Origin of the sequence: Bifidobacterium mizhiense (assembly GCF_020884755.1) — a bacterium.
Classification (GTDB): Bacteria; Actinomycetota; Actinomycetes; order Actinomycetales; family Bifidobacteriaceae; genus Bombiscardovia; species Bombiscardovia mizhiensis.
This window is the reverse complement of record NZ_BPWE01000004.1, coordinates 1-14,180: the sequence shown is the minus strand read 5'-3', so window position 1 is coordinate 14,180 and position 14,180 is coordinate 1. Positions and strand designations below refer to the sequence as shown.

Here is a 14,180-nt window from a genome sequence, read left to right as displayed (position 1 = left end):
GGGAGGCAGAGCCTTGACAATTTCCCATCAGTCACTAAGTAGAAAACAATAAGCTAGCCCATTGCAATGACAGGCCAGTTCCTTGCAGATAGAACCAAACCAATATGGCTCACATAAAGAAAACCGCCGGAAAACCGGCGGTTGAGAGCTCCCGCAGCTGGGCTTGAACCAGCGACATTTCGATTAACAGTCGAACGCTCTGCCAACTGAGCTATGCGGGAATGTCCCGTTCAACTCTCGCTGAACACAATTACCATACTATAGTCAGGACCCTTGCATCCGACAACTTGGCGTGTCGATTACATGAGAATCCTGTCCATGGGCATGGCCGAATCGATGGAGAAGTCAGGAGCGGAGGGGGACAGTCCGGCCTGGACCAGATTGACGCCCAGCATGGCCACCATGGCGCCATTGTCCGTGCACAGGTTGATCTTGGGAATGCGGACCTTGATGCCCTCCTGCTCGCCGAATTCCTGAAGCTTGCCACGCAGCTGCGAGTTGGCCGAGAACCCGCCGCCGACAATCAAGGTATCCGTGTCGAAACTGTGACAGGCGGCCATGGCCTTGCGGGACAGGACGGTGCCCACGGAATCAGCCAGGGAGGCACAGACATCGTCCACGGGAATGTCGAGTCCGGCCTGCTGTCTGCGTTCGACCCATCGAGCCACGGCGGTCTTGACTCCGGAGAAGCTGAAATCATAAGGATGCTCGGCTCCGGCCCGGCCCTTGGTCAATCCCTGGGGCACGGCGATGGCGTGGGGGTCGCCCAGACGGGCATGGCGGTCGATGTGGGGGCCGCCAGGATAGGGGAAGCCAAGCAGGCGTGCGATCTTGTCGAAGCACTCCCCCGCCGCGTCGTCCAGGGTGGTGCCCACCACCTGGACCGATCGCGCCAGATCATCCACATGCAGCAACGAGGTGTGGCCGCCGGAGACTATCAGGGCCAGGGCATTCTGAGGGAATGGTCCGAATTGGAGCTGGGTGACCGCTATGTGTCCGATGACATGGTTGATGCCATACAAGGGCTTCTTCGCCGCCCAAGCCAACGCCTTGGCACCGGAAACGCCTACAGCAAGGCATCCAGCCAGTCCAGGACCAGCCGAGACCGCTATGGCATCCACTTGGGACAGGTCCATATCCGCATCCTTCAGGGCCTTGGAGACGACCGGCACAAAGGACTCAGCATGTGCCCGCGAGGCGATCTCGGGGATGACGCCACCATAGCGGGCATGCTCGTTCATGGAGGATGCCACCACGTTGGACAGCAGCCGGTTGCCCTGAACCAGGGCGGCAGCGGTCTCGTCGCAGGTGGATTCGATGCCAAGCACCAGTGGCTCACTCATGGTCAATGATCCTTTCCTGTCCTTCCGAAGGCTTGTTACTGACAAAACCCACCGGTCCCGGTCCAATCGAGCTCAAAGGTCTGGTCATAGCCCAGGCATCCACGTCTTCAGGCTGATAGTAACCCTTGCATAGACCGGCCTGTGAGAAGCCAAAGTTCTTGTAGAGGTCAATGGCCACAGGGTTATCTACGCGGACCTTCAGATTCATGCGTTGCAGACCCTCGCGATCGGCTCCCGTAATTATCCTGGCCAGCAGAGATCCTGCAATACCCCGATGCCGGGCTTCCGGCAAGACCCCGAGGGTCATCAGTTCGGCATCCCTTTCGCCTGACCAATAACCTCCGTAGCCCAGGATGGCACCCTGGTCTTCCCAGACCAGGTAGGTGCGCGAAGGCGCAGACAACTCGAACCGCAGCTCCTGCCGGCTCCAGGCCTGGTCACCGAAGACGCGTGACTCCAGATCGACCAGCCGGTCCAGGTCCTCAAAGACCGCCCCGCGAATCATGATTGGATTGCCACGTGCTTAAGCGGATTGGGGACTGAGACGTCCGGCCGGCGAAGATAAAGGGGCTCCACCGGGTCGATCAGCCCATACTGGGCACGTCTGCTAGCGCAAGCAGCCATCAGGCCTGTCCCCCGTGTCCGATCCTCCAGGAAGGATCCTTCATCCAGCACCACCCGTATATCGGAACGCTTATCCAGACGCTCCCATTGGTCGGCATAGCGGCCGGCTCCATGACCGCTAATGACCAGAGTGACTGGCCCCTGGTCCACAGACTCCCGCTCTTCCACGATGGCCGCGATCTTCTCACAGATCACCGTTGGATAGTCGATGCTCATGTCGGTCAGCGGCTGGGCCGGGGCCTCCGCGCCATCGAAGTCGTCAAAAAGACGGTAGTAGAGCTGCCGCCGTCGTGCATCGTTGACAGCCAGGACCAGAAGCCGTGAATGATCCTGGCCCTGCCGCTTGAACCGGCTGTAGGCATAGCGGGCTTGCGGCTCCAGGATGTCCTGTCCCAGCAGACGGGCACCCGTGGCAAACGCCAGGGCTTTGGCAGTGACGATGCCCGCCCGCAGACCGGTGAAGGGTGCAGGCCCCAGTCCCACCACGATGGTCCGCAGATCGTTTGCAGACAGCCCAGCCTGATCCATGACCTTGGCGATATTGACCTGGAGGCGTTCTACGTGCGAGCGCGAGTCGGTCTCGATGCACGGCTCCCGCCCCAGCAGCCCCACAGTCGAGCCATAGGAGGTATCGATCACCAAAAGGGACGTATCGGTCCCGCTCATGCCGTCATCGCCTTTCTCAGCTGATCCATTCTATTGGCCCAAGACGGACCCACTCCACGCAGACGTACCATACGCTGACCCTGGGAGCTGGGTGGCGCCTCAGGATCTTCCCGGGGATCCACGGGTCGGGCGATGCTCACTTCCAGACGTTGATCGGCCAGGGCAGAGGCCATCTGCTCGCCCCATTCCATCAGAATGATGGTCCTTTGGCCCGGGTCTTCCAATTCCTCATCCAGACCAAGGGACTCCAGCTCGTCCAAGAGCCGATCCACGGCATCCTCGCCAGGCAGATAGTCCTGTCCGCCCAGCCGGTAGGCATCCACGTGGATCAAGGTAACCGGCGAGCCGCCGGACAGGCGACCATGCAGCTCCCTGGCGATGGTGAACGTGGGCGAAACCACAGGGCCGTCCACTCCAAGTCCGTCGCCCAGCCCCTGAGCCAGGGTGGTCTTACCCGCCCCCAGAGGCCCGGACAGGAGGATCACGTCCCCGCCTTGCAGACACGAGGCCAGGTTTCTGCCCAGGCGTTGCATGTCCTCGCCTGTAGGCACCGCCAGTTCCAATCCATCCTGCTGGCTCATGCCAATGTCCTTCCCTTGGCGGCGATCAGCTCCACCGCCCGTTCCAGAGCATAGCGGGCGTCGCCGCTGCTGGTCTTGCTGATCTCATCAGCCTGGGCCAAGGCCTCGATGCAGGCCGCCAAGCCGGAGGAGGTCCATCCATGCAGCTGTCTCTTGGCCTCCCGCAACTGCCAGTAGGCAGCCTTGGCCTCGGCTGTGGTAATGGATCCCGACTCGATGGCCGCCTCCTTGGCTAGCGTCCGCAGCTTCAGGGCCAGTACGCCAATCAGGGAGACTGGTTCGTTGCCCTGCTCCAGAGCCGTACGCAGAGCGACGACGGCTTGGGCCGGCCTGCCAGCAAGGGCCCTATCCGCCACCGCGAATCCGGATACAGCCGGGTTGTCGGTCAGATAACGGTTGACGATCTCCAGGGTCATGGGATTCTGGTCAAAATCGAAGCAGAGCTGGGAGCACATGGCAGCCAGTTCCGGAGTGCGCTCGCCCAGAACATCCACCAGGCGCTGGGCAGCCCGTGGCTGTATACGGCGCTGATGAGCTTTGAAACGCCCATAGACGAAGTCGATCTTGTCGTCGAACTTCTTCAGATCCGGCATCCGCTCCGTGACAGCTCCGACCCGCGCCATTTGGTCTAGGAGCCTGCGGCCCCGGTTGCCCCCGTCATGACGTGCGATGACGATACTGGATTCGTCCCCTGCGCTCTCGCGGCAGAAATCGATCAAGGCCTGGCTCAGGGCTTCATCAGCCGCCTGCAGATCATCCAGACAAACCACGGCCGTCTGACTGAGCAGGGAGGGTCCGACCGCCTCCTGAAAGGCGTAAGCGTCGCAGTCCGCCGCGTCCAGCTCAATGTATTCGCTGTCCGGGTGAGCGGCGCATGCCTGCGCGCACAGCTCCTTGAAACGCTGGGCGTTGAGGAAGGGATCGCCGCCGACCACCAGATGGACGGAAGGGTTCTCCTGCTGAGCTTTGGTCATGACTCAAATCTCCCTTCATCGCTGGACATTACCCTCGGTCATTTTTGAAGACCAGCTGGGCTAGAAGGCCATAGGTCTGCCGTAGCCAGCCCTTGATTGACACCCAAGCGGACGGCCGGAAGGGAACCCCGGAATTCACCCCTGTTACAGCCGGCCATGAATGGTCTCGCCCCAGATCACGGATGAATCGAATCAGCCGATGATCGATCACGGCCATGAGACCCAGACCAACCAGGCAGACGCTACCGACCGGTCCCGGTGGCCAGGCCGCCGGAGCAGCCGCTTCGCCCAACCACCTGGCGGCAAAAGCCATGACTCCGGTACCCAGAGAGGTCAGTCGGGCCAGGAACAGACCCACTGGAGGCCAGAGCCAGGAGGTGAGCAGAGCCAGCAGGCCGGTCACTGTGGCAGCGTCGACCACAGGAGTGACCAGCAGGTTGGCCAGTGGAGCCAGTAGCGGCAACCCGGGACTCATCAACACCTGCACGGGCAGGGTTCCGGCCTGGGCGCACAGGGTCGTGGCCAATGGACGTGCCAAAAATGTCGGAAGATGATCTTCAAGAAGGGCCGCCAACCGCCGGTTACCCAGACCGATGCCCAGCACGGCTCCACAAGAGAGCGCGAAGCCGAAGCTGGCAGCCATGGAAGGTCGCAGGATCAGCACCAGCAGGACACACCAGGACAGCGTGTTCAATGACTGGGCCGGCCGGCAGACAGCCAGAGCCAAGGCCGAAAGAAGCCCCATGGCCTGAGCTCGCAGAACTGAATCACCTGGGACCATTAGCATGCCCAAACCCAGATAGGCGGCAGACAAAACCAAGGCCATCGGCAAGGGCGGCGAGCGCAGGGCTCGCATGATCCTGACCAGCAGCGAGGCCAGGATCATGAAGTGCCCGCCAGAGACCGCCATCAGGTGCAGGATGCCCGATGTCCGGAAGTCCTGGGTCAGACGGGTGGCATAGGCAGGCTCCACTGCCGGCCTGCCCAGGGAGCCATCCGACCCGGGCAGAGCCTGGTTGCCCAGAATGCCCATGGTCAAACCCGGCACCAGGATCCGTCCCTGATCGTCCAGTCTGCTGGTCTGTTCGAGAAAGGCCCTTTGCATACGGGCGATCAATCGTCTACAGGGGCCTGGCGGCTCGACCTCTTTCGCCCCCTCTTCCACAGCCAGCCAGGGAATAGGACGGCCGTAAGCAGAGGGCTCCAAGAGGCCTCGCGCACGATACTGCCCGCCCTGTTGCAGCAGGCATGAACGGCTTCGGGCGAAGAGGATGATCCGTTCATCGGAAGGCATGCGCACCCCGGCCACAGTCACCCATGCCAGCCTGACCTCCGCCTGACAGTCCCAGCCTCGCCGAGAGGATGCACTCATGGGGCCCACAGCCCAGCCACGAACCTCAGCCAGTGCTTTTCCCTGACGAATCTGCCGGGCTGCCGGCCCGCTGCGCACTGACTCATGACCAACTGCGGCGGCCAATGCCACAGTCAGAGCCACAGCAGCCAAGACAGCCAATGTCGGCAGCTTCCGAGGACCAAGCCAGGTGGGAATACAGGGAGACTGACAAACTTGGTGCAGCCAGATCCGCCGACATGAGCGATAGGGCGGACGCAGTACCTGTCTCTTGCAATCAGCGTCCCCTGTAACAAGCAAGCAAACGAGTTTGAAGGCAAGCAGGACCATGGCTATCAGCAATGGGAGCGCCAAGACAAGCGGCATCAACCAGACCGACATACCCATGTCGCCTCTGGACTCCCCTGCCGTTTTGGACCAGTCCTCGTTCTTGGCTGATCCGGCCACAGATTCACCCACGCTCCGGTCCAGAAGCCATGGGATCAGCAGGGCAATAGCCCAGGCCAGACAAGCAGCGGGAAGCATGCGAAGATTGCGATTGCCATTGTCTCGATCAGCAGCAAGACGATCTTCTGCCCGGCAGGTCATCATTGTGCCACCAGATATGGGCGTAATCGGGCCAGGGTCTTGGCACCGATGCCGGGGACATCCAGAAGCTGATCGACCGAAACGTAGTGACCGCCGAGAGCACGCCGATGCTCCAGTATTTTTGCTGCCGTGACCGGACCGATCCCCTTGACATTCTCCAGATCCTCTTGGCTGGCACTATTGAGATTCACCCGTCCGGTCTGATCCGCTGTTCCCGCGGAGGCACTGGAGGCCGGAGCTGCAGAGGCATTGCCTGCCCCTTCACCATGTTGAGCGGAATCCGAGGCCGATTCGGTATGCTCGCTGCCTTCGTCATCATGGGTGTTCCGTCTACCATCGCTTCCTGAAACATGCTTGCTTCGGTGTGCAGCACCGTTGGCATCGTCCTTTGCCGGGACCGATGACTTGCCCCCGGATCCGTCGACTGCCACTCCTGCGGCCAGCGCCCGTCCCTGCTGGGCCAGCAGGGTCAGACTGATCGCAAGGGCAACCACCAGGATAAGAATGGCTGTCAAGGCCTGAAGCGGCGTAAACGACCAGACGGGCCGATCACGCCGAGTCTGGGATTCGGCCATATCTTCGGCCGACCCCCTTGACCGGGCGGATTGATTCAGAGCCAGAGCCTGCAGGGGCGGCGCCGGCGGCTGGGTGATGTTGATGCTCATGGACCCAGCCTGACATGAAAAAGCCCCCCGATATGAGGTCGGGGGGGCTATGTGGTCGAAGGTCATCGCCTGTCCACAGCCTGTCTGTGGACAGTGCAGGATCAGGCTGGCACGACCGAAACGATCTTGGGTGCCTTGACGATGACCTTACGCGGCTCCTTGCCACCCAGCCGCTCCTGGACGGCGGGCAGTGCCAGGGCCATGGCCTCGAGTTGATCAGGCGCGATGTCGGGGCTGACCTGCAGCTTGCCACGGACCTTGCCCTTGACCTGGACCACGGCGGTGACCGTGTCCTCGCCAAGATAGCGATCGTCCCAGGTCGGCCACTGGGCATGCGCCAGGGACTCCTTGTGACCCAGACGACTCCAGAGCTCCTCGCAGATGTGGGGGGCGATGGGCGAGAGCATGAGCACCAGGGGCTCGATGGCTGCCCTGGGTGTCGGATTCAGGCCGGTCAGATGGTTGTTGAGCACGATCATCCTGGCGATGGCCGTGTTGGGCCGCATGGCCTCCATCTCCACCGTCACGTCGTGGATGGTGGTGTTGAGCAGCTTCAGGGTCTTCTGGTCGGGCTCTCCCTCGTCCAGGATCACCTCGCCGGTCTGCTCGTTCACCACGTTGCGCCAGAGCCGCTGCAGGAAGCGCATGCCGCCCACCACATTACGCGTGTTCCAGGGCCTGGACTCGTCCAGGGGGCCCATGCTCATCTCGTAGAGGCGGAAGGTGTCAGCCCCATAGGTGCGATACATGTCGTCAGGGGTGATGATGTTCTTAAGGCTCTTGCCCATCTTGCCGAACTCGCGGTTGACCGGCTGCCCCTGCCAGGTGTAGCTGACCTTGCCGCCCTCATCATGCTCCTCCACCTCGGCGGCAGGCACGTACTGTCCGCGTTGGTCCGTGTAGGCGTAGGCCTGGATCATTCCTTGGTTGAAGAGCTTGTGGAAGGGCTCCTTGGACGAGACGTATCCCAAATCGTAGAGGACCTTGTGCCAGAAGCGGGCATAGAGCAGGTGCAGCACCGCATGCTCCACACCGCCCACGTAGAGATCGACGCCGCCTGACTCCCCGGCAGTGGCATTGTGCTTGGGACCCAGCCAGTAGTCGTATTCCTCCGGATCAACCATGTGCTGGTCGTCCTTGGGGTCGATGTAGCGCATGTAGTACCAGCAGGAGCCGGCCCAGTTGGGCATGGTGTTGGTGTCCCTGTGGTAGACCTTGGGGCCGTCGCCCAGATCCAGGGTCACGTTCACCCAGTCCTGGTTGCGGCTCAGCGGTGCCTCGGGGCTGGATTGGGCATCCTCGGGGTCGAAGGTCTTGGGCGAATAGTCGGGCACATCCGGCAGGGCCACCGGCAGCTGGTCGTCGGGCAGCAGGTGGGGCAAGCCCTGGTCGTCATAGACCACGGGGAATGGCTCGCCCCAGTAGCGCTGACGGGAGAAGAGCCAGTCACGCAGCCGGTAGGAGACCGTTCCATGGCCCACGCCGGCCGACTCCAGCCATGCGGTCACTTTCTCGATGGCCTGGTCAACCCGCAGACCGTCCAGGCTGAGCGGATCGCCAGCGGCCTGGGTGGCCTGGACCGAAGAGTTGACCACAACACCGTCATGGGAGACGAAAGGTGCCTTGCCGCGATAGTCGTCCAGGGTCTGTCCGGAATCATCCAGCGGGCTGACCGTGTAGACGACGGGCAGACCATACTTGACAGCGAAATCGTAATCGCGCTGATCGCCCCCAGGCACAGCCATGATGGCGCCCGTGCCGTAGTCCATCAGCACGTAGTCGGCGGTGAAAATGGGCAGCTTGGCCCCGGTGATGGGATTGAGAGCATACAGACCGGTAAACAGGCCGGTCTTGGCCCCGCCTTCGTCCACACGATCCTTGGCGGTCTTGGCCTCGGCGGCCCGTCGATAGGCCTGCACACCCTCCGCAGGATTGGCATAACCGCCCTTCCACTGTTCAGGCACATCCTCAGGCCACTCCTGGGGCAGGTGCTGCAGCAGGTCGTGCTCGGGAGAGACCACAGCAAAGGTGGCACCGAAAAGCGTATCGGGACGGGTGGTGTAGACCTCCATGGTCTGATCGCCGTCAGGGCTGGGCACGGTGAAGTCCACCGAGGCCCCGTGCGACTCCCCGATCCAGTTGCGCTGCATGAGCTTGACCTTTTCGGGCCAGTCCAGAATGTCCAGATCCTCCAGAAGCCGGTGACCGTAGGCGGTAATGCGCATGGACCACTGCTTGAGTTCACGCTGGTAGACCGGGTAGTTGCCACGCTCGGAGCGGCCCTCAGCGGTCACCTCCTCGTTGGCCAGGACCGTGCCCAGTCCGGGGCACCAGTTGACCGGCGAACGCGAGATGTAGGCCAGGCGGAAGTCGTTGAGCACCTCGGAGCGCTCGGCCTCGTCCAGGTCCTCCCAGGAGGCATCGGGATGGCCGGGGATGGGCCTGCTTCCTGACTTGAAAGCCTCGACCAGTTCGCTGATGGGCCTGGCCGAGCCCGTACCCCCGTCGGCACGTCGGTAGTCGGGGTCGTACCAGGACTCGTAGATGCGCGAGAAGATCCACTGGGTCCAGCGCACGTAGTCCGTATCGATGGTGGCGAAGGAGCGCCGGTCATCGAAGCTGAGTCCCAGCCGGTGCAGCTGCCAGCGCATGTTGGCGATGTTCTGCTCGGTGGTGACCCGGGGATGCTGGCCGGTCTGGACGGCATACTGCTCGGCGGGCAGGCCGAAGGCATCGTAGCCCATGGCATGCAGGACGTTCTCACCTTTCATCCGGTGGTAGCGGCTGACCACGTCGGTGGCGATGTAGCCCAGTGGGTGGCCCACATGCAGGCCCTTGCCCGAGGGATAGGGGAACATGTCGATGACGAAGTAGGGACTGCGGCCTCCGGCGTGATCTCCCTGGGCATCTGTCAAATCACCCTTGGTGTTGGCTGCCCAGAAGGTGCCCTCCTTGTCCCAGCGCTTCTGCCAGTGCTCCTCGATGGTCTGCGCCATGGCGGCATCGTAGCGGAACTTGGGCTGATCGGATTCCTGGGTCTGCTGATGATCCCTGTCTTCATTCGCGTTCATATGGTGAATTATCGCCATTCACATGGACACGGCCGAGCCAATGTCCAGCATCCGTCATCCTGGCGGAAGCCTTGCTCAGCGATCGCCGGGCCGCAGGGTGCGGGCGGCGGCATCAATGGAATAGCCGATGGACTTGGATGCCCGGCCCAGGGCGGCCTTGAAGGAGCCGTCCCGCATCATCCTCTTCAAGGCCTGGTCGATGACGTCCACCAGCTCCGGATCCCCGTGGGGCACGCCGATACCGTAATGTTCGTTGGAGAAGGGCTTACCGACCAGGCGCAGTTGGCCACCGCCACGAACATGAGCCAGTCCGGCCAGGGCAAAGTCGTCACCGCTGGCGGCATCCGTATCCCCGCTGAGCAGGGCCGTGATGCACTCGGGGAACTCCTCCCGCTCCTGGACCTGGGCCTGGGGTGCCAGCGAGCGCACCAGAGCCCCGGAGGTGGATCCCGCTGCCACGCAGACCCGCTTTTGTGCCAGATCCTCCACCCCGGCAATGTCGTTTTGAGCGCGACGAACCAGAAGGTCCTGCCCGGCAGCCAGGTAGGGCCCGGCGAAATCCACCAGCTTCTGCCGTTCCTGGGTGATGGAGTAGCCGGCCACGACCATGTCCACCTGACCCTGTTCGAGCATGCGCTCGCGGTCCGCAGGTTTCACCTGGCGGAAAACAATCTGCGACTGGGCGTATCCCAGCTCATGAACCACATACTGGGCCACATCCACATCCAGACCCCGGTACTGGCCGGACTGGGCAAATCCAAGCCCGGGCTGGTCGAAGGAGATACCCACGCTGATCTTGGGCCCGATGGAACCCGCCCGGTAACGATCCTCCTGGCGGCCACACCCGCTCAGGGGCACCGCCAGAACCAGTGCCGCCAGAGCCGCCGCAATCCTGCGTGCAAACATGATCGGCCCCTACTTGAACATTCTCGAACGCGTCAGGAACCAGGTTACCAAGGCGGTCAACAGACCCGAGAGAATGACCACGACCGCGAAGCCCCAAGGTTTGTCGGTGAAGGGCATGCCGAACATGCCCTGGTTGAAGTTCATGCCATACATGGAGAAGATCAGGGTGGGCACCGACAGGCTGATGGAGATGATGGTGAAGATCCTCATCACATTGTTGACGTTGTTGGAGACGATGGAGGCGAAGGCGTCGGTCATGTTCGAAAGCACGCTTGAGTAGATGTTGGCCATCTCGATGGCCTGCTTGTTCTCAGTGATCACGTCGCCCAGAAGGTCCTCGTCGTCCGGGTAGCGCTTGATCCGCTCCAGGCCGGTCAGCTTCTCCAGGACGATCTCGTTGGACTTGAGGCTGGTGGCGAAGTAGACCAAGGTCTTGTTGAGCTCCAGCAGCATGAGGATCTCGCGGTTCTGCATGGAGTGGCGCAGCTTGAGCTCCAGCCGGTCCGACTCGCGGTCGATGATGCGCAGGTAGCGCAGGTAGAGGGTGGCGTTCCGGTAGAGGATCTGCAGGATGAAGCGGGACTTCATGAAGGTGTTGAAACCCCGGATGGTGCCCTCCATGAAGGGATGAAGCAGGACGGTGTCCTGCATGCAGACGGTGACGATCAGATCCTCGGTGACGATGATGGACAGGGGGATGGTCTCGTAGTAGTCCCGCCCGTCGCGTTCCTCGGCGCGGGGAATGTCGACGATGACCATGGTGTACTCGTCCTCCACGTCCACACGCGAGCGCTCCTCATCGTCCAAGGGGGCACGCAGGTCAGCCAGGTCGATGCCGGTGGTCTGGGAGACGTTGGCCAGCTCTACATCGGTGGGCGCCGATAAGCATATCCATGAGCCCTTGGAAGCCTTGCCGATCTGCTCGATCTGCCCGTTCATGGTGCTGAATACTCTCATCATCGCCATCACCGCCTCTCGTGCTCAAACCTGGCCGACGTTTCTGGCCGAACCGATAGTAGCAGATAACCAGTTACCGCCGTGTTCAATTCCGCAGGGTAGTCCCCGGTCATCCCCGCCATGGCCGCAGGACGGCGGGTTGGATTTTTGAGGCGTCGAAGCGAAAATGCCCGGTGATGGGACGGTGGCCCGGCGAACCCAGGTAGTCGTTCTCCCTGTCGCGCTGACCCATGTTGTGCAGAAGCAGGGGAATGCCCCGGCTGTCCCTTTTATCGGAGGCCATGCCGATGTGCCAGGAGGTGTCGAAGATGACGATGTCGCCCTGCTGCCACTGGTCGGTGGCCGCCGTGTCGTTGGTCAGGCGCTGGGCATGCCGGGACAGGAATACGCCCAGGACGTTGGTGCGCCTGAAATCGATGTTCGGATCCGGGCTGCTGATGACTCCGGCATAGGCCCCAGGAGACGAGGCGATGTCGGCGTCGACCATGGCTTTCAGATCGTAGCCGGCCTGTCGGAAGGCCCTCCAGATCTCGTCGGTGCAGGCGCCGCGGTCATCGGGGGGATAGCCGCCCTGATAGTAGCCACTGTCATAATGAGGATGGCGGCGGGCCTCCTGATGGGCTCCACGCACCATGGCCGTGTAGTCGTCCACGCCGTCATGGTTGTAGTCCACAGGCGAGGTCAGAGGCGAATGGGCCGCGGTCTGCTCGGGAGAATACCCGGGAGGGCCGTGGGAAGCAGTCCTGCGGCCGTTTGCGGAGGAGCTTTGATTGTCTGAATGGCGAGCAGGCCCGACGCCCACCAGCCTGCCAGCCAGGGCCAAGGAGCCCGCCACAATCAATGCGAGCGCCAGCAGGACAGCCGCCCAGCGCAGAACCACTGTCCGCCGCTGGCTGCGGCCTCTGTTGTTTCGCTCTGTCGGCATAACGGTCACCTCATCCGGTTGCGCAGGGGCCTGCCATCCATGAATCGATGAAGGTTATCCAGGCAGATTTCCCGAACCTTGTCCATGTTGGAGGGTAGGTGGGCTCCCCCGGCCACATGGGGGGTGAGCAGGCAGCGTGGTTGCCTCCAGAGTGGGTGGTCTTCAGGCAGGGGCTCCGGTTCGGTCACATCCAGCCCTGCACCGAAAATGCCGTCCTTATCCAGGGCTTGGGCCAGAGCCATGCAGTCCACGGCATCTCCCCTGCCCGCGTTGATCAGTACGGCGGTGGACTTCATCAATGCAAGACGATGGTCATCGATGATGTGCCGGGTCAGCGGCGTTGAAGGCAGGGCCAGAGCCGCTACATCCATCTCAGGCAGCAGGGCATCCAGATCGTCAAAACCTGCCAGACGGTCGAACCCTTCCACCGGCTGGTCGGGATGGCGCCTGATACCGATGGTCCGCGCGCCTACGGCCTTGGCCAGACGTGCGAAGGAGGCTCCGATATTCCCTGTGCCTAAAACCAGGACCTGGCAGCCATGCGGCGAAAGGACGGCCCCGCGAGGTTCCCAACGGCCCAAACGCTGATTGTCCCGGTAGGCCGGCAGGTCCTTCATCAGAGCCCACATCATGGCGAACATGTGCTCGGAGACCGACTGCCCGTAAGCGCCTGAGGCACTGGTCAACATGGCGTCCGGAGGCAGAACCCCCGGTTTCATGTAGGCATCCACACCCGCGCTGCTGGTCTGCAGCCAGACCAGGTTACGGCAGGCAACCACCTGCTCGGCCGGCGGATTACCCAAAATGATCGTGGCCTCCGATCGGAGGGATTCAGGGACATCGATGAGCCAATGCATGCTCTGCCGCATGTCCGTGTCGACAATGAACTCCTGACGAACGCCTGGAGCCGCCTGGAGGAATTCCTGTCGTTCACTCTGGTCCAAGGGCAGGCAGTTGATGATGAGCTGGTCCCCAGGATGGTTCTCGTTCCGCTTTTGAACCCGCACTTCGGCATCGTTTTTGCCGGTCATGGTCCGCCGCCTTTCCGTTGCTGCCGACCCCCTTGGTCGCCCCTTGTTCATCATGCTAGCGCACTTGCAAGCTCAGGAATGCCTCAAGACCATTCGAGGATAAAATCCATCAAATAGCTCACAATCCCTGCAATTCCGGGGCAACACACTGAGTTGCTCCATTCGCCAATCCCGGTGTACTATAAGCAAGGCTTCACCAAGCAAGGCAAGCACGGGGCTATGGCGCAGCTGGTAGCGCGTCTCCATGGCATGGAGAAGGTCGGGGGTTCGAATCCCCCTAGCTCCACAGATAGGATCCCGAGGTCACCTCGGGATCTTTTTATATTCGTTGGGCTTGCAAACGCCAGATCGGGGCCTATAGGAACTAAACGCGTTGTTTTAGGTTCTGTGTGTGGGTTTGGTTGTGTGTTGGTCAGAGTGTGGTGTTGGGGTATCTGACTGGTGTGTGGAACTCGTTCCAGTTGATGGCGGTGCCGTAGTGTTCGGGCTCGTCCTGTT

Annotated in this window: 12 protein-coding genes and 2 tRNA genes; 1 reads left to right on the top strand and 13 read right to left on the bottom strand. The window is 61.9% G+C overall.

Features of this window, described 5'->3' with window-relative positions; genetic code table 11:
- Positions 1–148: 148 nt before the first annotated feature.
- The 13 genes from LPC22_RS06265 to LPC22_RS06205 form a co-directional block, all read right to left on the bottom strand.
- Positions 149–221, bottom strand: a tRNA-Asn gene (locus tag LPC22_RS06265).
- A 78-nt stretch (positions 222–299) separates the two neighbouring features.
- On the bottom strand, positions 300–1,343 hold the full coding sequence (tsaD, locus tag LPC22_RS06260; protein ID WP_229133170.1) for a tRNA (adenosine(37)-N6)-threonylcarbamoyltransferase complex transferase subunit TsaD: 1,044 nt from the start codon (positions 1,341–1,343) through the stop codon (positions 300–302).
- Positions 1,336–1,848: a ribosomal protein S18-alanine N-acetyltransferase gene (rimI, locus tag LPC22_RS06255; RefSeq protein ID WP_229133169.1), complete on the bottom strand. Its 513-nt coding sequence runs from the start codon at positions 1,846–1,848 to the stop codon at positions 1,336–1,338. Before rimI ends, tsaD begins: the two co-directional genes overlap by 8 nt.
- On the bottom strand, positions 1,845–2,633 hold the full coding sequence (gene tsaB, locus LPC22_RS06250) for a tRNA (adenosine(37)-N6)-threonylcarbamoyltransferase complex dimerization subunit type 1 TsaB (RefSeq protein ID WP_229133168.1): 789 nt from the start codon (positions 2,631–2,633) through the stop codon (positions 1,845–1,847). Before tsaB ends, rimI begins: the two co-directional genes overlap by 4 nt.
- A complete protein-coding gene (tsaE, locus tag LPC22_RS06245) occupies positions 2,630–3,214 on the bottom strand; it encodes a tRNA (adenosine(37)-N6)-threonylcarbamoyltransferase complex ATPase subunit type 1 TsaE (RefSeq protein WP_229133167.1) in 585 nt (194 codons plus the stop codon). Before tsaE ends, tsaB begins: the two co-directional genes overlap by 4 nt.
- Complete coding sequence (holA, locus tag LPC22_RS06240) at positions 3,211–4,188, bottom strand: DNA polymerase III subunit delta (protein WP_229133166.1); 978 nt, start codon at positions 4,186–4,188, stop codon at positions 3,211–3,213. Before holA ends, tsaE begins: the two co-directional genes overlap by 4 nt.
- 28 nt (positions 4,189–4,216) lie before the next feature.
- Positions 4,217–5,683 carry a ComEC/Rec2 family competence protein gene (locus LPC22_RS06235; RefSeq protein ID WP_229133281.1) on the bottom strand — a complete coding sequence of 489 codons (1,467 nt, stop codon included), beginning with the start codon at positions 5,681–5,683 and terminating at the stop codon, positions 4,217–4,219.
- A 443-nt stretch (positions 5,684–6,126) separates the two neighbouring features.
- The gene (locus tag LPC22_RS06230) at positions 6,127–6,792 is read right to left on the bottom strand and encodes a ComEA family DNA-binding protein (protein WP_229133165.1); all 666 of its coding nucleotides are present in this window, start codon (positions 6,790–6,792) and stop codon (positions 6,127–6,129) included.
- Positions 6,793–6,893: 101 nt separating this feature from the next.
- Positions 6,894–9,863, bottom strand: a complete 2,970-nt coding sequence (gene leuS, locus LPC22_RS06225) for a leucine--tRNA ligase (protein ID WP_229133164.1) — start codon at positions 9,861–9,863, stop codon at positions 6,894–6,896.
- A 75-nt stretch (positions 9,864–9,938) separates the two neighbouring features.
- Entirely contained in the window at positions 9,939–10,769 is an 831-nt protein-coding gene (locus tag LPC22_RS06220) for a glutamate ABC transporter substrate-binding protein (protein ID WP_029676253.1), read from the bottom strand.
- A 9-nt stretch (positions 10,770–10,778) separates the two neighbouring features.
- On the bottom strand, positions 10,779–11,729 hold the full coding sequence (locus LPC22_RS06215; RefSeq protein ID WP_046322833.1) for a magnesium transporter CorA family protein: 951 nt from the start codon (positions 11,727–11,729) through the stop codon (positions 10,779–10,781).
- Positions 11,730–11,835: 106 nt separating this feature from the next.
- Entirely contained in the window at positions 11,836–12,651 is an 816-nt protein-coding gene (locus LPC22_RS06210; protein ID WP_229133163.1) for a DUF1287 domain-containing protein, read from the bottom strand.
- Between the two features lie 5 nt (positions 12,652–12,656).
- Positions 12,657–13,682 (bottom strand): D-2-hydroxyacid dehydrogenase, encoded by a 1,026-nt coding sequence (locus LPC22_RS06205; protein WP_229133162.1) that lies wholly within the window; start codon positions 13,680–13,682, stop codon positions 12,657–12,659.
- A gap of 213 nt (positions 13,683–13,895) precedes the next feature.
- Here LPC22_RS06205 and LPC22_RS06200 point away from each other — a divergent pair.
- Positions 13,896–13,968, top strand: a tRNA-Ala gene (locus tag LPC22_RS06200).
- Positions 13,969–14,180 lie beyond the last annotated feature (212 nt).

What these genes read in the sequence shown, in the direction of transcription:
- tsaD (WP_229133170.1), bottom strand. Translation starts at nt 1,343, where the DNA reads ATGAGTGAGCCACTGGTGCTTGGCATCGAATCCACCTGCGACGAGACC.
- rimI (WP_229133169.1), bottom strand. Translation starts at nt 1,848, where the DNA reads ATGATTCGCGGGGCGGTCTTTGAGGACCTGGACCGGCTGGTCGATCTG.
- tsaB (WP_229133168.1), bottom strand. Translation starts at nt 2,633, where the DNA reads ATGAGCGGGACCGATACGTCCCTTTTGGTGATCGATACCTCCTATGGC.
- tsaE (WP_229133167.1), bottom strand. Translation starts at nt 3,214, where the DNA reads ATGAGCCAGCAGGATGGATTGGAACTGGCGGTGCCTACAGGCGAGGAC.
- holA (WP_229133166.1), bottom strand. Translation starts at nt 4,188, where the DNA reads ATGACCAAAGCTCAGCAGGAGAACCCTTCCGTCCATCTGGTGGTCGGC.
- LPC22_RS06230 (WP_229133165.1), bottom strand. Translation starts at nt 6,792, where the DNA reads ATGAGCATCAACATCACCCAGCCGCCGGCGCCGCCCCTGCAGGCTCTG.
- leuS (WP_229133164.1), bottom strand. Translation starts at nt 9,863, where the DNA reads ATGAACGCGAATGAAGACAGGGATCATCAGCAGACCCAGGAATCCGAT.
- LPC22_RS06220 (WP_029676253.1), bottom strand. Translation starts at nt 10,769, where the DNA reads ATGTTTGCACGCAGGATTGCGGCGGCTCTGGCGGCACTGGTTCTGGCG.
- LPC22_RS06215 (WP_046322833.1), bottom strand. Translation starts at nt 11,729, where the DNA reads ATGATGAGAGTATTCAGCACCATGAACGGGCAGATCGAGCAGATCGGC.
- LPC22_RS06210 (WP_229133163.1), bottom strand. Translation starts at nt 12,651, where the DNA reads ATGCCGACAGAGCGAAACAACAGAGGCCGCAGCCAGCGGCGGACAGTG.
- LPC22_RS06205 (WP_229133162.1), bottom strand. Translation starts at nt 13,682, where the DNA reads ATGACCGGCAAAAACGATGCCGAAGTGCGGGTTCAAAAGCGGAACGAG.